19 protein-coding genes and 1 pseudogene are annotated in these 17939 nt (G+C 64.0%); 15 read left to right on the forward strand and 5 right to left on the reverse strand.

Annotated elements, in window-relative coordinates; genetic code table 11:
• Positions 1-28: 28 nt before the first annotated feature.
• The 9 genes and pseudogenes from HMPREF1316_RS06485 (at position 29) to HMPREF1316_RS06520 (ending at position 8870) form a co-directional block, all read left to right on the forward strand.
• Positions 29-460, forward strand: coding sequence for a zinc ribbon domain-containing protein (locus tag HMPREF1316_RS06485; RefSeq protein WP_021726019.1), 432 nt, complete (start codon positions 29-31; stop codon positions 458-460).
• Positions 461-856: 396 nt separating this feature from the next.
• Positions 857-922 (forward strand): annotated as a pseudogene (locus HMPREF1316_RS15060) (zinc-ribbon domain-containing protein); the annotation flags it as partial.
• A gap of 225 nt (positions 923-1147) precedes the next feature.
• Positions 1148-1843 (forward strand): DUF4013 domain-containing protein, encoded by a 696-nt coding sequence (locus tag HMPREF1316_RS06490; protein WP_232204461.1) that lies wholly within the window; start codon positions 1148-1150, stop codon positions 1841-1843.
• Between the two features lie 186 nt (positions 1844-2029).
• Positions 2030-3796: a threonine--tRNA ligase gene (gene thrS, locus HMPREF1316_RS06495; RefSeq protein ID WP_021726255.1), complete on the forward strand. Its 1767-nt coding sequence runs from the start codon at positions 2030-2032 to the stop codon at positions 3794-3796.
• Positions 3797-3829: 33 nt separating this feature from the next.
• Positions 3830-4579 carry a PLP-dependent transferase gene (locus tag HMPREF1316_RS06500; RefSeq protein ID WP_021726165.1) on the forward strand — a complete coding sequence of 250 codons (750 nt, stop codon included), beginning with the start codon at positions 3830-3832 and terminating at the stop codon, positions 4577-4579.
• Between the two features lie 292 nt (positions 4580-4871).
• On the forward strand, positions 4872-7490 hold the full coding sequence (adhE, locus tag HMPREF1316_RS06505; RefSeq protein ID WP_021726082.1) for a bifunctional acetaldehyde-CoA/alcohol dehydrogenase: 2619 nt from the start codon (positions 4872-4874) through the stop codon (positions 7488-7490).
• A 30-nt stretch (positions 7491-7520) separates the two neighbouring features.
• Positions 7521-8297: a phosphotransferase family protein gene (locus HMPREF1316_RS06510; protein ID WP_021726055.1), complete on the forward strand. Its 777-nt coding sequence runs from the start codon at positions 7521-7523 to the stop codon at positions 8295-8297.
• Positions 8298-8455: 158 nt separating this feature from the next.
• On the forward strand, positions 8456-8638 hold the full coding sequence (locus HMPREF1316_RS06515; RefSeq protein ID WP_040651654.1) for a hypothetical protein: 183 nt from the start codon (positions 8456-8458) through the stop codon (positions 8636-8638).
• Positions 8631-8870, forward strand: coding sequence for a hypothetical protein (locus HMPREF1316_RS06520; RefSeq protein WP_040651656.1), 240 nt, complete (start codon positions 8631-8633; stop codon positions 8868-8870). The genes HMPREF1316_RS06515 and HMPREF1316_RS06520 overlap by 8 nt, the downstream gene beginning before the upstream one ends.
• A 40-nt stretch (positions 8871-8910) precedes the next feature.
• Here the strand turns inward: HMPREF1316_RS06520 and HMPREF1316_RS06525 are convergent, their stop codons facing one another.
• From HMPREF1316_RS06525 to HMPREF1316_RS06545, 5 genes are read right to left on the reverse strand one after another with little or no spacing between them, the layout of a single operon-like run.
• Complete coding sequence (locus HMPREF1316_RS06525) at positions 8911-9435, reverse strand: dihydrofolate reductase (protein ID WP_021726073.1); 525 nt, start codon at positions 9433-9435, stop codon at positions 8911-8913.
• 15 nt (positions 9436-9450) lie between these two features.
• The gene (thyA, locus tag HMPREF1316_RS06530) at positions 9451-10299 is read right to left on the reverse strand and encodes a thymidylate synthase (protein ID WP_040651659.1); all 849 of its coding nucleotides are present in this window, start codon (positions 10297-10299) and stop codon (positions 9451-9453) included.
• Entirely contained in the window at positions 10292-10807 is a 516-nt protein-coding gene (locus HMPREF1316_RS06535; RefSeq protein ID WP_021726175.1) for a hypothetical protein, read from the reverse strand. Before HMPREF1316_RS06535 ends, thyA begins: the two co-directional genes overlap by 8 nt.
• 31 nt (positions 10808-10838) lie before the next feature.
• Positions 10839-11576: an acyl-[acyl-carrier-protein] thioesterase gene (locus HMPREF1316_RS06540; protein ID WP_021726038.1), complete on the reverse strand. Its 738-nt coding sequence runs from the start codon at positions 11574-11576 to the stop codon at positions 10839-10841.
• Positions 11577-11578: 2 nt separating this feature from the next.
• Complete coding sequence (locus HMPREF1316_RS06545) at positions 11579-12577, reverse strand: diacylglycerol/lipid kinase family protein (protein WP_232204464.1); 999 nt, start codon at positions 12575-12577, stop codon at positions 11579-11581.
• 22 nt (positions 12578-12599) lie between these two features.
• Here HMPREF1316_RS06545 and rnd point away from each other — a divergent pair, with 22 nt between their 5' ends.
• The 6 genes from rnd (at position 12600) to HMPREF1316_RS06575 (ending at position 17860) form a co-directional block, all read left to right on the forward strand.
• Positions 12600-13784, forward strand: a complete 1185-nt coding sequence (gene rnd, locus HMPREF1316_RS06550) for a ribonuclease D (protein ID WP_307391768.1) — start codon at positions 12600-12602, stop codon at positions 13782-13784.
• 140 nt (positions 13785-13924) lie between these two features.
• The gene (locus tag HMPREF1316_RS06555; RefSeq protein WP_232204466.1) at positions 13925-14587 is read left to right on the forward strand and encodes a zinc metallopeptidase; all 663 of its coding nucleotides are present in this window, start codon (positions 13925-13927) and stop codon (positions 14585-14587) included.
• A gap of 1 nt (position 14588) precedes the next feature.
• Complete coding sequence (xseA, locus tag HMPREF1316_RS06560; protein ID WP_021726226.1) at positions 14589-15968, forward strand: exodeoxyribonuclease VII large subunit; 1380 nt, start codon at positions 14589-14591, stop codon at positions 15966-15968.
• Complete coding sequence (xseB, locus tag HMPREF1316_RS06565) at positions 15961-16233, forward strand: exodeoxyribonuclease VII small subunit (RefSeq protein WP_021726147.1); 273 nt, start codon at positions 15961-15963, stop codon at positions 16231-16233. The genes xseA and xseB overlap by 8 nt, the downstream gene beginning before the upstream one ends.
• Positions 16234-16244: 11 nt before the next feature.
• Entirely contained in the window at positions 16245-16613 is a 369-nt protein-coding gene (locus HMPREF1316_RS06570) for an HIT domain-containing protein (RefSeq protein ID WP_021726103.1), read from the forward strand.
• A 68-nt stretch (positions 16614-16681) separates the two neighbouring features.
• Positions 16682-17860 carry an acetate/propionate family kinase gene (locus HMPREF1316_RS06575; RefSeq protein ID WP_021726022.1) on the forward strand — a complete coding sequence of 393 codons (1179 nt, stop codon included), beginning with the start codon at positions 16682-16684 and terminating at the stop codon, positions 17858-17860.
• The last annotated feature ends 79 nt before the right edge of the window (positions 17861-17939 follow it).

The raw sequence follows: 17939 nt of genomic DNA on the forward strand, positions 1-17939 counted from the left end.
GAACCGATAGCAAAGGAGCACGCGCTCTATGTCAGACCTGCTTGATCAGCTCATCACCCCTGAGGTCCGTATGGTGCTCTACCTCATGGTGGCAACGGTCGTGATGCTCTATGTGCTGTCCATCGTCTATGTCATCCGCGACGCCCAGCGTCGCGGCGCAGAGCCCTGGTGGCTCTGGGCGCTCATCTCGGTCATCCCCATTGTGGGCCTGCTTGCCTATGTCATCCTGCGCCCCAGCTCCTACCTCGTCGATCGCGAGGAGCAGGACCTGGACATCGCCCTGCGCGAGCATCAGCTCTCGCACTATGGCATCTGCCCCAAGTGCGGCGCGCCCATCGACCGCGACTTCGTGGTCTGCCCCGTCTGCAACACGCAGGTGCGCAACGTGTGCCCCACCTGCCATAGGCCCCTCAACGCGGACTGGAAGGTGTGTCCCTACTGCCGCACCCGCATCCAGTAGGGTAGGGGCGTGTGGGTACGCACGTCCGGCATAAGCCGTTCCCACGCATCCCTCACCCCCACGCCCATCGTTTCCGAGCCGTCCATTCTCGCGTCCTGTGTCAGGCGCACAACGTATGCATCGCGTTGCGTGCCTTTCGGGTACGGTCTATGTGAGGGTCCATCCCTGCCATGTGGCTCGTCATTGCCTGGCGTGACGCCCTGCCAAGGTGACGGGTAGGGTGGCTGTCCCCTATGCTGTGCCATCGTTGCAGGTAGCTGCGGTAGCTGCCGCTACAGTGTGCAAGCTGGCGCCCCGCCCCGACGAATCGTAACGTGTCCTCGTCCATCTCCTGCCTGAGAGACCGTGCGTGTTAGACTGACCTGGCTTCTGGACATTGGCAGGAAGGGACACGACATGTTTTGTCCGCACTGTGGCAGGCCCGTCGCGGATGGTACCAAGTTCTGTGGCAACTGCGGTCAGCCCCTAGGCGCGAGGGAGGTCCCGACGTCTGAGGCCCAACCGGCCGCGGCTCCTGCGACTGAACCCGGGCCTGCTCCCACGGCCAGAGCTGAGCCGGAGGGCGTCCAGTCCCAGTACCAGCCGCAGCCCATGCCGATGGTGCCTCCGCAGCAGCCGGGCTGCCTCGGCAGCGCCTGGCACGACATCACCTCGTCTCCCAATTGGGTGAGGTGGGTCCTTTTGCTCATGGTCATGAAGTGTGTGCCCATCCTGGGGTTCCATGTGACGGGCTATGGGCTCGAATGGTCGGCCGACGCGGCGCGCGGCAGCGTTTCGACCCAGCTTCCCCAGGGCAACTTCAGCACGAGGACCTTCCTTACGGGCCTGTTCACCGCCATCCTCGGCCTCCTGTTCGGCATCGCGAACGTCTGGCTGTTGGCGCTGGCAGCGATTCCCGTTCTCGGTTGGGTCATCCCCATCGCCGTCCTCGTCTTCGGCAGCGCCCTCTACACGCTCGCCTGCGTCCGCATGGCGTTGTTCGGTAGGTTCGGCCAGGCCTTCCAGCTCTCTGACCTGTTCTCGGCGTACAAGAGGGGCGTCGGCTCCCTGGTGGCCGCCGTCGTGCTACCGGTCGTCATCGTGAACGCCATCTACTTCCTGATCGTCCTGCTCTTTGGCGACGGCACCGCCGTCGGCCTGTTCCTGACGTCCCTGCGTGGTAGCACCTATGGTGCCGCTCACATGGCGTCGCCTGTCGGCACCCTCTTCGGTCTCGGCGCGCTGTTCGTCGTGCTGTGCCTCATCGGCCAGTTCCTCAACGGCTTCGCCGAGATCTGGTCCTTCCGAGCAGCCGGCATCTGGGTCAGGCGCAACGCCCCCGAGTGGGCCAGCGAGGCCCAGGGCATGGCCCGACGTCGGTGCTCGAGACCGCCATGGATGTGACCGTGCCACCATGCCCATAGTCGCGCATCGTGGCACGACCTGCCCCATTTGTCGCCTTTTTGGTGGCGAGCGGTCAAGGCGGCGAATGTTGTAGACTAGCCGTGCAGTACGAGCATGGTATGGTCGCGGCGACCTGAGCCACACGAGGCCCAGGTCGCCGCCCGTATGGGCCAAAGAGAGGTCGATATGAAAGCACTGTTCAACGATGGCCGCGTCGACGAGATCCCCGAGGACGAGGAGCTCCATGTCATCCGCCACTCCGCGGCCCACATCATGGCCCAGGCCATCAAGCGCCTGTACCCAGAGGCTGACTTCGCCTATGGCCCCGCCACGGAAGGCGGCTTCTACTACGACATCGACCTCCCCGAGGGCACCAGGATCTCCGAGGACGACCTCCCTGCCATCGAGGAGGAGATGAGGAGGATCTGCAAGGAGAACCTCAAGTTCGAGACCTACGAGCTCCCCCGCGAGAAGGCCCTCGCCCACATGCGGGAGCGTGGCGCGAAGTACAAGGTGGAGCACATCGCCGACCTTCCCGCCGATGCCCGCATCACCTTCTACAGGCAGGGCGAGTATGTCGACATGTGCGTGGGCCCCCACCTGCTCTACACCAAGGCGCTCAAGGCCTTCAGGCTCACGGGCGTCTCGGGCGCCTATTGGAGGGGCGACAAGGCCAACAAGATGCTCACGCGCGTGAGTGGCGTGGCATTCCGCAGCAAGGCCGAGATGGACGAGCACTTCAGGCTGCTCGCCGAGGCCGAGAGGCGCGACCACCGCAGGATCGGTCGCGAGATGGAGCTCTTCATGACGAGCGACGCCGGCCCGGGCTTCCCGTTCTGGCTGCCCAACGGCATGCGCGTGAAGAACGCCCTCATGCAGTACTGGCAGGAGATGCAGGACGCCTACGGTTACGAGCAGGTGCAGACCCCCATCATCCTCTCGCGCAGCCTCTGGGAGACCTCCGGCCACTGGGACCACTACAAGGACAACATGTACACGACCCGGATCGACGACGAGGACTTCGCCGTCAAGCCCATGAACTGCCCAGGCGCCTGCCTCATCTACAGGAGCCGGCCGCGCTCCTACCGTGACCTCCCGCTCAAGCTGGCGGAGGCGGGACTGGACCACCGCCACGAGCTCAAGGGAGCGCTCCACGGCCTCTTCCGCGTGCGCGAGTTCACGCAGGACGACGCCCACCTCTTCATCACACCCGAGCAGATCACCGATCAGGTCACCGACACCGCGCACCTCATCACCACCTACTATCACCAGTTTGGCTTCCCCTACAGGGTTGAGCTCTCCACCCGTCCCGACGACTGCATGGGTTCCGACGAGGACTGGGAGCGGGCCGAGGCCGGCCTCAAGGAGGCCCTGGAGTCCATGGGCGTCGCGTACACCCTCAACCCGGGCGACGGCGCGTTCTACGGCCCCAAGATCGACTTCCACCTGCAGGACTGTCTGGGGCGCACCTGGCAGTGCGGCACCATCCAGCTGGACTTCCAGCTGCCCGAGCGCTTCGAGCTCGAGTACACCGCATCCGATGGCAGCAAGCGGCGTCCCATCATGATCCATCGCGCGGGCTTCGGTAGCTTCGAGCGCTTCTGCGGCATGCTCATCGAGCAGTACGAGGGCAAGTTCCCCACGTGGCTCTCGCCCTGCCAGGTGAAGGTGCTGCCCGTCTCCGAGAAGAGCCTTGCCTATGCCGAGGACGTGGGCAGGAGCCTGCGCGCTGCCGGTCTGCGCGTGAAGGTGGACGGGCGCAACGAGAAGATCGGCTACAAGATCCGCGAGGCACGTTCCATCGACCGTGTCCCCTACATGCTCATCCTGGGCGAGAGGGAGGTTGAGGCGGGCAACATCTCCGTGCGCGATCGCTCGGGGGAGACCGTGCAGCGCAGCCTGGACGACTTCATCGCAGACGTGACGGCGGAGGTCGCCGAACGCCGCGGCTAGGGCATCACACAGAGCGATTGAGAGGGGGCTTCCATGGGTGCGTCCGTGAGGCATGCTGGTTCGGGAGACTCCCCGCGCCCCGCTCCCGACCGGCTGTTGGCGCGGGCGCTGGGCGCACATGCCAAGGTGTGGCTCGTGCCGGCGGCGGACGTGGCCACCTGCGTCGAGATGCTGGGGCTGGATGCCGGGGATGTGGTGGCACCGCTCTCGGGCAGACCCATCGCGATGCACGACGTCCGCGCGCTGGCGCGCCAGCGCGCGGCGGCGGGCACGCCCCTTGTGGTCGACCTTACGCTCACGACGTTCTTTGGCTGTGCCGCTACCCGCCTGGGGGCTGATGTCTCCCTGGCACCCGTTGGTGAGGGGGGAGAGGCCGCATCCCTCGTCGCCGTAGGGCTCAGCCGTGACGCAGGGCAGGGTGCCCATGGCTGTGCCGGCCTTGCGGCGCGCCTCGACGCCCGGGCCACGCGGCGGTGCGCCCCCACTGCGGACACGCTCCATGCACTCGACGCGCGCCGGCGTGCGGCCGGTGATGCCGCGCAGGCGGTCGCGTCGTATCTGTGCTGCCATCCATGCGTGGGGGAGGTGCGCTACCCCGGTCTGAAGACGGACCCCAGCTTCCCCGTTGCCTCGTCCCAGCTCACGGGCGGCTTTGGCCCCCTCGTCGATTTCCGGCTGCGCAACGAGGATGGCTGGCGTCGTATCATCGCCGTACCAGAGAATGCAAAGTTCCAGGTCATGGATCTGGAACGCAAGCTTGCACGCGAGTGGGCGCATGCGTGAGGCGATGTCTCCCCACACCAGAGGTTCGCTCCCAAATCCACCGACGGAGCCGAGACTATGGCCTATAATGAAATGCGGCAGTCACTGGTCGCCTTTTCCGCGAGTGGTGCCCAAAGAGAATTGAGCGTGCGGTTCTCCTCGGCAAGCGGTCGATAACGGTGCCACGCTGCCGCACTGCCTGTTGTTCGTAGGCTCGTCTTCCCGTTTGGTGTCTGTCATGCGTGCTTCCAAGAGGGGCATATGTCAGGGACGGGGGGCGTTCGTGTCAGATGCGAGTACGTAGGGGGAGCACATGGATCAGACAGCAACCAGGATCGACAGCGTCGAGGCGCTGGCTACCCGCATTCAGGAGATGCGTGCAGCACAGGCTGAGTTTGCAACGTTCAGCCAGGAGAAGGTCGACGAGATCTTCTACCAGGCTGCTCTTGCTGCCAACAAGGCCCGTATCCCACTCGCCCAGATGGCGGTCGACGAGACCGGCATGGGCGTCATGGAGGACAAGGTCATCAAGAACCATTACGCCTCCGAGTACATCTACAACGCCTACAAGCACACCAAGACCTGTGGCGTCATCGAGGAGGACAAGGCCTACGGCTTCAAGAGGATCGCCGAGCCCCTGGGCATCATTGCGGCAGTCATCCCTACGACCAATCCCACCTCCACGGCCGTCTTCAAGACGCTCGTCTGCCTGAAGACGCGTAATGCCATCATCATCAGCCCGCATCCCCGTGCCAAGGCATGCACCATCGAGGCCGCGCGCATCGTGCGCGATGCGGCGGAGGCCGCCGGGTGTCCCAAGGGCATCATCGACTGGGTGCCATCTCCCACCATCGAGCTCACGGGTGCCCTCATGGGTTCCGTGGACTGCATCCTGGCGACGGGTGGCCCTGGCATGGTGAGTGCCGCCTACAGCTCCGGCAAGCCCGCCTTGGGCGTGGGGCCGGGCAACAACCCCGCCATCATCGACAGCTCCGCCGACATTCAGCTCTCCGTCAATTCCATCATCCATTCCAAGACGTTCGACAATGGCATGATCTGTGCCACCGAACAGAACGTCATCGTCCTGGACGACGTGTACGATGCCGTGAAGGCCGAGTTCGAGCGCCGTGGCTGCTACTTCCTCAAGGGCGACGAGATTGCCAAGGTCGGCAACACCGTCATCGTCAACGGTGGCGTCAACGCCAAGATGGTCGGCCAGAAGGCCCCCTACATCGCCGAAGCGGCAGGGGTTTCCGTGCCCGCCAGCACCAAGGTGCTCATTGGCGAGGTGACCTCCGTCGACCCCTCCGAGCCGTGGGCTCACGAAAAGCTCACGACCATCCTGGGCATGTATCGTGCATCCGACTTCGACGATGCTCTGGCCAAGGCCTCGCGCCTCATTGCCGACGGCGGCTATGGCCATACCAGCTCGCTCTTCATCGACACGCACGAGAGCGAGAGGATGGCCAAGCACGAGAGCGCCATGAAGACCTGCCGCATCCTCATCAACACCCCGGCAGCCCAGGGTGGCATCGGCGACATCTACAACTTCATGCTCACCCCATCGCTCACGCTGGGATGTGGCTCCTACGGCGGCAACTCCGTGAGCGGCAACGTGGGCGTCAACAACCTCCTGAACATAAAGTCCGTTGCTGAGAGGCGTGAGAACATGCTGTGGCTTCGCACCCCCGAGAAGGTCTACTTCAAGAAGGGCTGCATGCCCGTCGCGCTCCGCGAGCTCAAGGAGGTCTATGGCAAGAGGCGCGCCTTCATCGTCACGGACAAGTTCCTGTTCGAGAGCGGATTTACGCGCAAGATCGAGGAACCCCTCGACAAGATGGGCATCGTGCACTCCAGCTTCTGGAACATCTCGCCCGACCCCAAGCTGCAGGACGCGCTCGAGGGCGTCAAGCAGCTGCGCGCCTTCGCCCCTGATGTGATCATCGCCATCGGCGGTGGGTCGGCCATGGACGCCGGCAAGATCATGTGGTCCATGTACGAGAACCCCGACGAGCGCTTCGAGGACATGTCCATGGACTTCATGGACATCCGCAAGAGGGTCTACGACTTCCCCAAGATGGGCAAGAAGGCCTTCTTCGTCGCCATCCCCACCAGCTCCGGCACGGGCTCCGAGGTCACGCCGTTCGCCATCATCACCGATGCCGAGACGGGCGTGAAGTGGCCCATCACCGACTACGAGCTCATGCCCAACATGGCCATCGTGGATACCGACAACATGATGACGCAGCCCAAGGGCCTCACCTCCGCCTCCGGCGTGGACGTACTCACGCACTGCCTTGAGGCCTACGTCTCCGTCATGGCCTCTGACATGACGGACGGCTATGCCCTGCGCGGCATGAGGCTCGTCTTCGACTATCTGCCTCGCGCGTATGACAACCCCAACGACGTCGAGGCACGCGACCACATGGCCAATGCCTCCTGCCTGGGTGGCCTTGCCTTTGCCAGTGCGTTTCTGGGCGTCAACCACTCCATGGCCCACAAGCTGGGTGCCTTCCACCACATTCCGCACGGTTGGGCCAACGCGGTCATCCTGCGGCGCATCATGCGCTACAACGCGGCCGAGCGCCCCTGCAAGATGGGCACCTTCCCGCAGTACGACCATCCCAAGACCCTGGCCCGCTATGCCGAGGCCGCGCGCTACTGTGGCGTCACGGGCACGGATGATGCCGAGGTCTTCGAGAAGTTCCTCGACAAGATCGGCGAGCTCTTCGATTACGTGGGCGTCAAGCACACCATCGCGGAGTATGGCGTGGACGAGGACTACTTCCTCAAGACGCTGGACGAGATGAGTCTCCAGGCATTCAACGATCAATGCACAGGCGCCAACCCCCGCTATCCACTTGTGAGCGAGATCAAGGAACTCTACCTTGATGCCTACTATGATCGCCCCGCAAGTTCCTACGAGGATTAACCGCTACGCTCAATTGGGAGGAAGCACAGGATGGAGCTATCAGGCAACAAGGTTGAGCTTGTCACCCGACACAACAAGGTCGTCTATCGTGATGGCGACAGAATCGTAAAGGCATTCGTTCCCACCAAGCCCGCCAGCGACGTCTTCCGCGAGGCGCTCAACCTCGCACGCGTTGCCGAGGGTGATCTTCCGGTTGAGACGCCCGAGGTCATTGAGGTGTCTCGTCTCAAGGACGGCAGCTGGGCACTTGCGACGGATTGCTTCGAGGGCACGACGCTCGCGGAGCAGCTGCTGGATGCAGGGGGTACGCCCAGGGAGGGCGAGCTGCTCGACCAGTTCGTTGACCTCCAGATCAAGGTTCAGCAAGCCCCCGTGCCCGCCGCGCTCACCCATCAGTCCGCGAAGGTCGTGCGTATGATCGGGCGCGTGGAGGGTCTCGACCCCAGTGCTCGCTACGATCTGCAGATGAGGGCCGACCGTCTGCGCTCCGGCAGGGCCATCTGTCATGGCGACTTCAATCCCTCCAATGTGGTCGTGGGGGAGCAGGGCGTCTGCGTCTGCGACTGGACGCACGTCACTATTGGCTTGCCCGAGGCGGATGCGGCCATGACCTACATCCTCTTCAAGCTTACCTTCCCTGCCCTTGCGGACGCCTATCTCGATGCGTACTCCAGGTACGCGGACATGCCCAAGCAGAAGGTTCGCTACTGGCTGCCCGTCGTGGCCGCCGCCGAGCTCTCGCGTGGCCGCAAGGGGAACGAGGAGTTCCTGCGCTCCATGGTGAGCGAGTCAAACGACTACGAGTGAGGCCGGGCATCACCCTAGCGCTATCGGGCCGGGTCCTGTGGGACCCGGCCCACGCCGCGCCGGTGTCACCCTCTCATTCGAAGGGGTGGCGATACCGTCTCGTGAAGTACTCTATGCGCACAAGAGGCTTTCTCTGCCATATGCATGGGGGAGGAGACATGAACGCACGAAGCATGATGCGACGCATGGTGACCGTGGCCGGCGCCGCCGCCGTCGCTGCCGACATGACCGTGGGACTTTCTGCCTGTCAGAACGACCAGGAGCTCATCGAGTCTTCCACGAAGGACGTGACGCATGTAAGAACCCCACCGAGGAGAGAACCTCAGGCCCTACATGGGTAATGTCGGCCAGTCCGATCTGGATGGGATGGAGCGGCATGGCATCGACCCCTACGAGTTGAGGGGTCATGTGCTCAAGCACTTCGACTATGAGATTGAGGACGTCAAGGTGGAGGGTGACAAGGCGACGGTCTCGCCGTCAGTGACTAACGCCAACGTCAAGGATGCCGCTGAGAGGCCATCAAGGAGATCGAAGAGGGGGTACGACGCGTGGCATGAGGGGGCTTCCGGCTGATGCCGGGAGCCCCCTTCTTGCTCGTGGATGTGTCTGGGCGTCATGCGCCGCGACGATAGGTGACGTACTCGAACGTGACGCCGTCATCCGTAGTGCCGCCCGAGCTGCGCCGCACGACCTCCCATGCGGCATCCTCGTCGAGGTCGGGAAAGAAGGCGTCCGCGGGGATGCACGTGTCATTTTTGGTGACCTCCACCTCACTGCAGGCCGGGAGCAGGGCGCGGTACAGGCTCTCGCCCCCTATGAGCCACACCCGGTCGGCGCCGTCGCCCGCGACGGCCGTCAAGGCGTCCTCGAAGGAAGTGCACACCTCATAGCCAGGAACGTCACCCGAGCCCGTTCGCGGGAACCCGGTGCGCTCGTAGGTGCCGTTGTGGGAGACGATGACGTTACGCCTTCCCCTGAGGGGCCCCTTGGGAAGGCCCTCGAACGTCATGCGTCCCATGAGCACGGTGCAGCCACGTGTGAGCTCCACGAAGTGATGCATGTCCGCCTTGTTGGGCACCAGCAGCCGCCCATCTCGGCCAATGCCCCAATCGTTCGTCACGGAGACGATTGCCCTCATGGTCTCTCCTCGATGCTAGATGGCGATGGGAATGTCCCTCACCTGCGGGCCGTGCTCGTAGCCCTCCACGATGAGGTCATCGGTCGTGAAGTCGTAGAAGTTCGTGACCAGGGGGTTGAGGGCCACGTGCGGAGCGGGGTGGTGCGGTCGCCGGACGAGCTCCCTGACGATGTCCACATGGCGGTCGTAGATGTGGGCGTCGGCGATCATGTGCACCAGCTCGCCGGCCACCATGTCTACGGACTGGGCCACCATCATGAGCAGGAGGGCGTACTGGCAGACGTTCCAGTTGTTGGCGGCGAGCACGTCCTGGCTGCGCTGCACGAGCAGCATGTTGAGGGTGGGCTTCTCGACCCCGGGCTCCTGCGTCACGTTGTAGATGGCATTGTAGGCGCAGGGGTAGAGGTGCATCTCGGAGAGGTCGGAGAACGTGTAGAGGTTCGTCATGATGCGACGGCTATAGGGGTTCTCGCGGAGGTCCTTGAGAACGCGATCCATCTGGTCGAAGTCCCCATCGGGGTAATGGGAGACCTGACCCACCTGATAGCCGTAGGCCTTGCCGATGGAGCCTGTCTCGTCTGCCCACTCGTCCCAGATGTGGCTGTTGAGGTCGTGGATGTCGTTGGACTTTCGCTGGTAGATCCAGAGGATCTCGTCCATGGCGCTCTTGAGGGCCGTACGCCTGAGGGTGAGGGCGGGGAACTCCTCCCTCAGGTCGTAGCGGTTGCAGATGCCGAAACGCTTGATGGTGTAGGCAGGGGTTCCGTCGGGCCAGTGAGGACGGACCCTTTGCCCCTCGGTTGTGACACCATGCTCGATGATGTCCGTGCACATCCGCCCGAAGATGTCATCGGCCCTACTCAAGGAAGTCTTCCAAGGTCAGGCTGGCGTCCTGGTGCTGTCGGGAGTTGTCGCCATTGTTGGTGCCATAGGGGCTGGTGTTGCGCTTCTTGGGGGCATCGCTGTCGTCCTTGTCCCTGCTCTTGTCCCTGCTCTTGTCTCTCGTGCTGGTGCCCTTGTCACGGGTGGTGGTCGTGCTTTCGCCGTTCCTGCCGGTGGGACGGGAAGGCGTCACTTGGCTGCCGAAGGTCATGGCCAGTGCTACGACGAACACCACCAGTGCGGCTATCACGACGCCGATGATGGCGTACGCCCGCCTGTTTGAGCCGGTGCTGTTGGGTGGGACCGTGGCGGAGATGGGCTGTGTGGGCATCTGGGGCGTGCGGGGCGGCTGGTAGGCTGCCTGCTGGGGTGTCGGCTGTGGCGCCTGCGCCTGCTGGTACGGGGCCTGCTGCTGGGGTGTCGGCTGTGGCGCCTGCGCCTGCTGGTACGGGGCCTGCTGGGGCTGCTGCTGGTTGGGCGTGGGGTCCATGACGCTTCCTTTCTTTGTGGTTCCTGTCATCTTATCGCTTGTGGACGGTGTCGCGCCACCTCTCGAGATTCACGATGGCATAGGGATTGCCCCTCTTGTCCATGAGCCCAACGGTTCTGTCGCCGGCCGTACCATAGAGGCGCGGGTGAATGGTGTCACCGAGAAGAGCCATGCTTCTGTACTGCGCGTAGATGCGGTGGGGGATGTGATACCCATCGGCATGCGCTGCGCCGTCGAGCGCCATCTGGATGTAGTTCGCATTGTTGACGTGACGATTCGTGTCAAGCAGCCGCTCCGACACCACGATGGGGGCCAGCTCGACGAAGGGACCCTCCACCTGCGCCCTGCGCCGTGTGGGCGGTAAGTCTATGCGAGGCTCGCCGGAGACGTAGGCCAATTGGCTCGGGGGCACGCGTATGGGCATGCCCTTCTGGGTATCGAACACGAACCACAACGAGTCGGCCCTTACGAGTACCGTGCCCGAGGACGAGGTGATGGTAAAGCAGCGCACGGCCTGTGAGCGCCTGAGGCCTGGGCACCATGTGCCCGTGGTGATGGTCTCACCCAGGGCCGGCAGGCCCTCGATCTCTATCTGCCAGGCGGCGACGAGCCAGCTGTAGTGGTTCCGCCTCATGTGCTCGGGTCCCAACCCCAGCTCGATGGCATGAAAGGTGGAGCAGTCCTGGAGGTAGTCGATCATCCCCCGTATGGAGAGGCTGCCCGTTTCGTCACACTCGCTGTAGCGGATCCTGCTCTCGAAGGAGTACACCGCTACCTCCCCCCGTGGACGTCGACGGTGCCACGTACGAGGCGCGCGCTGGTGTGATAGGGGCTGGCATGGTCGATGGTCAGGCGTGTTGAGGCAGGACGCACCTGTGCGGAGAAACCGTGCGTGCATCCCTCGATGACCTCGCCATCAATCTGCATCGGCATGGAGCTGTCGGACTGCACGGATATGCGTCTGCCCCTGAAGTGCTCGATGTGGGGTCGGCCGATGCTTTTGCCCGTACGGTCGAGCACGCCCGCAAAGATGGGGCGCAGGAGCCCTGCGGCCTCCGATGCCTCGAGCACGATGACGTCAAGCTTCCCATCGTCCATGCGGCAGTCCGAGACGATCTCGATCTCGCCCTGCATCATAGCGTTGTTGGCGACCATGCAGGAGATGCCGTCACGCTCGCAGACGGTGCCATCGCAGTCGATGGTGAAGTGCAGCATGGTTGGATGGAGGTTCGAGAAGGCGGCGGCGAAGTAGGCAGCCTCGCCCATACGCCGCTTGTTGGGCAGTGCCGCTCTCATGAGCTGCGCGTCAAAGCCCATGCCCGCCATGAGGGCAAAGCCCCGGGCATGATCGGAGCCACCATCCGTGTGCCAGCTCATCGTGCCCAGGTCGCCTCGGAAGCAGGTGAGCTCATGGCAGGCATGCGCCATGGCCTGCGGCTCCATGGCGTTGCCAAGGTTGGCAAAGAGCAGGTTGGCCGTGCCTGACGGGAAGATGCAGGTGGGAATGTCGCGTCCTGCGAGGGCGTCCAGGGCGTTCGCGACCGTCCCGTCACCCCCTGAGAGGATCACGAGGTCAAACGAGGAGGCATCCCGCAGCGCGTGCTCGATGGCCTCCCCCTCGTCCAACACCCGCAGCACGCACTCGTCGCCCGGGCGGACAAGGAAGCGCTCGAACTCGAAGATGGCATCCGAGCCAAAGCCAGAGCGATTGTTGTGGACGATGAGGCTCCGCACACGCAGGTACCCTTCATTCGCTATGATAGTTGGCATTGCGCACACAGCTCGTGCTCCCATGATACTCCATGGCGGCCCCTGCGCCGCTCACAGACCGAATCGAGACCTCGTGTACATATCCGATCCTGTTGGACTGTCGTCATTTTGCGAGAGGGCGCGGCATCACAAGGTGTTGGCCGTCGACACGGAGTTCATCAGGGAACGGACATATTACCCTCAGCTCTGCCTCGTCCAGGTGGGGACGGGAGAGGAATGCGCCTGCATCGACCCCATCCTCCTCGATGACCTTGCCCCGCTTGCCGACCTCCTGGCTGATGACGACATCATCAAGGTGTTCCATGCGTGTACGCAGGACCTGGAAGTCATCCATACCACCCTGGGCATCGAGTGTGCGCCGGTGTTTGACACGCAGGTGGCGGCGGCCTTCCTGGGCCTGCGTCAGCAGATTGGCTACGGTGCGCTCGTCGAGTCCTACTGCAAGGTGCATCTGCCCAAGGCGGAGTCGCTGTCCGATTGGTCGCGCCGTCCACTTGATGCCGACGAGCTGCAATATGCCGAGGATGACGTGCGGTATCTGCCGCACATCCACGAGCGCATGGTGGAGGACCTCGCCCGCCGCGGGCGGCTCTCGTGGGTCGAGCCCGAGATGGCGCTCGTGACGGATGCGAGCCACTACGTCCGTGATCCTCGCAAGGCCTACACGCACCTCAAGCGTGTGAACTCGCTCACGCGCAAGCAGCTTGCCGTTGCCCGAGAGCTCTGTGCCTGGCGTGAGGAGCTTGCGGCACAGCGGGACATGCCGCGCAAGTGGGTCGTCTCCGACGAGGTCGTCGTGGAGGCCTGCAAACGTCTGCCGCACTCGCCCGAGCGCCTGCGACGCATTCGCGGTGCCGAGCAGCTCAAGGGCAGGGACGCCCAGGGCGCCCTTGCCGCCATCGAGCGCGGTGCCAAGGCACGTCCCGAGACATATCCCAAGAGGAGCCACCACGAGCGCCCCTCCCAGGAGGTGGAGGGCGTGCTCGACCTCATGTATGCCATGCTCAGGGTCGTCTCCAACAAGAGTGGCATTGCGTCACAGGTCATTGCCACCAAGGATGACCTCCTGGACTTCATGCAGGGGCGCAGTGAGGCGCGCATCCGCACGTCCGGCTGGCGCTACGAGCTGGTGGGCAGGCAGTTGGAGCGGCTTCTTGCGGGCGAGACGGGGCTCACCGTCAAGGAGGGACGCGTGGAGCTCCTCTAGCCTAGGGTCATGGTTCGTTGTTGTAGCATATGCATGGTATCTTCCCTGTATGGGTGGTCTGCGCTGCGCAGGGGGTACACATCACCCAGTATCTCTACGTCAGGAGGCCTTCCATGCATACCTCTCTCTTGTACGGAGACATGAGCTACTGGCTCATCATCATCGTCTCTCTCGTTCTGGGCGGTCTCACCCAGGCATACATCAAGCGCACGTACGCGCGCTGGTCAGCGGTTCCCGCCTCATCGGGGCAGACGGGGGCGGAGGTCGCCCGTCGCATGCTGGATGCGGAGGGCGCGTCCTTCGTGGGCATCGGCAGCGTCGCCGGCCACCTCACGGACTACTTCGACCCACGTGACAGCATGCTGCACCTCTCGCCCGAGAACAGCGGCGGCGGCTCCGTCGCGTCCGTGGCCGTTGCCTGCCATGAGGCGGGCCATGCCGTTCAGACGGCCCGTGGCTATCTGCCCGGCCGCATCCGCACGACCCTCGTGCCCGTCGTCAACTTCACCAGTAATGCCTGGGGCGTCGTTCTTCTGACGGGCATACTCCTCAACTTCCTGGGACTCATGCGCCTAGCCGTGTTCCTCTTCGCGTTCACGGTGCTCTTCCAGCTGGTCACGCTGCCGGTGGAGATTGACGCGTCCCGTCGGGCCGTCGCTTTTCTCGGCAGCAATGGTGGTGGCATCGATCAGCGGGGCGCCCGTCAGGTGCTGACCGCGGCGGCCCTCACCTATGTGGCATCGGCTCTCGTGTCCGTGATGCAGCTGCTCTACTACATGGGCCGCGTCAACAGGAGGAGCTAGCATGGCGAACGAGCGAGTCCTCAGCGTCAGCGAGGCCGTGCGCATCGCCAAGGGGGCCGTATCCGCCATCCCGACCCTTGTGGTCATCGGCGAGGTGAGTGGGTTCAGGGGACCCAACGCACGCTCGGGACACTGCTACTTTGAGGTCAAGGACGCTGAGTCATCCCTGTCGGTCATCGTGTGGCGTGGCATCTATGCAGGCTGTGGCTTCGAGCTCAAGGATGGCCTCAGGATTCAGCTGACGGGCTCGTTTGACGTCTACCAGGGATCGGGCCGTCTCTCCTTCATTGTCAAGAGCCTGTCCCAGGAAGGCGAGGGGCGTCTGCGTCAGCAGGTTGCCAAACTCGCGCGTAAGCTTGAGCGCGAGGGGCTTATGGATCTGGCACGCAAGCGCCCCATACCGCGCTTCTGCACGCGCGTGGCCGTGGTCACGTCCCTCTCGGGCAGCGTCATCGAGGATGTCAGGCGCACGCTCGCACGCAGGAACCCCCTCGTGGAGATTCTGGAGGTGGGCTGCTCCGTTCAGGGGTCCGAGGCTCCCGCAACCATCATGCGCGCGCTTGATGTGGCCGCCGCCGCGCACCCCGATTGCATCCTGCTGGTGCGTGGCGGAGGCTCCTTCGAGGATCTCATGACCTTCAACGACGAGGCACTGGCTCGTGCGGTTGCTGCCTGCCCCGTTCCGGTGGTCACAGGCATCGGTCACGAGCCCGACACCTCCATCTGTGACATGGTCTCCGACCGGCGCCAGTCCACGCCTACGGCGGCGGCGGAGTCCGTTGCGCCGGCATTCGACGAGCTGGTGAGCATCACGCAGACGCGCGCAAGTCGCCTCGCGCATGCCTTTGGACAGACGGTGGCGCTCGGGAAGGAGCGCGTGGGGGTGCTCTCGGCCGAGCTTGCCAAGGCCATGCGGGGCGGGCTTTCCTCCCGTGCCGCACAGCTTGACGCCTATGCCGCACGCCCCTGTCTGACCGACCCTGCCGCGCAGCTTCACGCGCGGGAGAGTGACCTCGCGCAGACGGCCGAGCGGCTGCAGGGTGCCATGCCCCGCATGCTGAGGCAACAGGGTGCCACCCTTGCCCAGAGCGAACGGCACCTGCGAGCGCTTCCCGGCCGTATCCTGCGTCCCTTCGAGGCGGTGATGGCGCGCAGTGCCGGCACGCTGGAGGCGCTCTCGCCCCTCAAGGTGCTCGCTCGCGGCTATGCCATCGTGCGGGATGGGAGGGGCCGCGTGGTGTCGCATGCCGCGTCGCTCGCTAGGGGCCAGGAGGTCTTCGTCCTGTTGGGGCAGGGCTCGTTTGTGGCACAGGTGAGTGGTATCAAGACAGGGAATGCCGACGGGGACGTCAGCACGGGAGATGGGAGCCATCGTGGCTGAGACGTTTGACAGGAAGATCGAGGACATGAGCTTCAAGGAGGCGTCCGTGGAGCTCGAGCGCATCGTTCGCGAGCTGGAATCCGGAGACCTCGAGCTCGAGGACTCGCTGGCCTACTACGGCAGGGGGGTGGAGCTCCTTGCCAGCCTCCGTGCACGGCTCGCCGAGGCCGAGCAGAAGGTGCAGGTGCTTACGGGTGACGACGACGTGTCGGCTGACGTTCCCGACACCACCTCGGCGCCTGCGGCATCGTTCGTCGACGAGTAGGGAGGGTTGCCATGGCCACCAAGGACGACTGCATCTTCTGTAAGATCGCGAATCACGAAATCGAGTCTGAGTACGTGTACGAGGACGACAGGGTTACGGCCTTCAAGGATGCCCACCCCCTTGCGCCCGTGCATGTGCTCGTGGTTCCGAAGAATCACTATGAGAACATCACCGATGGCGTCCCTGCCGACCTGCTCGAGGCGCTCGTACATGGTGTTGGCGAGGTCGCGCGCATCACGGGTGTGGACAAGACGGGGTTCCGTGTGATCACCAACACCGGCAACGATGCCGGCCAGACGATCCATCACCTCCACATGCACGTCCTTGGCGGGCGGATCATGACCGATGGTGGTCCAGAGGGCGCGGGCACTGTGGAGTAAGGGTCACGGAGGGCTATCATGTCCACGTCTACGCAGGCACGGGGGGCACAGCCCGCGAGAGGAGAGTCATGAGGGTACTGGTCATCAACGCAGGCAGCTCGTCGCTCAAGTATCAGCTGCTCGACACCAAGACGCAGGAGGTGTACGCGAAGGGCAACTGCGAGCGCATCGGCATCGACGGCTCCTTCGTGGGGCATGAGGAGGACGGTGGCGAGAGGCAGAGGCTCGAGGTCGCGCTGCCCGATCACAAGCATGCCATCAAGCACGTGTTCGAGATTCTCGATGCCGCTGGCTTTGACGAGGGCAAGATCGAGGGCATCGGGCATCGCGTGGTGCAGGGCGGCTGGTACTTCCCCGAGTCCAAGGTCGTCACGGACGAGACGCTGGGCTGGGTGCGCGAGGTGGCCCCCCTGGCGCCGCTGCACAACTATGTGGAGGCCGACGTCATCGAGATCTGCCGCGAAATGTTCCCCTCCATCGGCAACGTCATCGTTGCCGACACGTCCTTCCACTACGGCATGCCCGAGAAGGCCTGGCGCTACGCCCTGCCGCGCCATGTGGTGGACAAGCTGCACATCCGCAAGTATGGTGCGCATGGCACCTCGCATCGCTACATCTGGAGGCGCACGAGCGAGTTCCTGAGGGGGGACGTGCACAAGCTGGTGTCCTGTCACCTGGGCTCCGGGGCATCGCTCTCTGCCATCCAGGATGGTCATGACATGGACACCACCATGGGGCTCACGCCGCTCGATGGCCTCATCATGGGCACCCGCTGCGGCTCCATCGACCCCGCCACGGTGTTCTACCTCAACCGCGTGGGCGGTTACTCCATCGACGAGATCGACACCATGATGAACAAACAGTCCGGCCTGCTTGCCCTCTCTGCCGTCTCCTCCGACTCTCGTGACATCGAGGAGGGCATGAACAGGGGGGATGCCAACTGTACGTTGGCACTGGACATGTTCTACTACCGCACGGGCCAGCTCATCGCCGAAATGGCGCAGGCCATGCATGGCTTTGACACCATGGTCTTCACCGCGGGCATTGGTGAGAACTCATCAACGATGCGCATGGGCATCGCCCGGGAGCTCGCGTGGCTCGGCGTCAGGGTCGACGAGACCAGCAATGCCGTCCGCTCCGATGAGCCCTATGCCATCTCTGCGGACGATTCCGCGGTCAAGGTGCTCGTGGTTCCCACGAACGAGGAGCTCATGATCGCCCTCGATGTCGAGGAGCTGCTTGGTTAGCGGCCCTGTGCGTGATGAAGGCACGCACAGGGCCGAGGCCCGTCCGACCCAGTGCCGGGCGGGCCTCGCATGCCTCTGG

The organism is Olsenella profusa F0195 (assembly GCF_000468755.1).
Lineage (GTDB): Bacteria > Actinomycetota > Coriobacteriia > Coriobacteriales > Atopobiaceae > Olsenella_F > Olsenella_F profusa.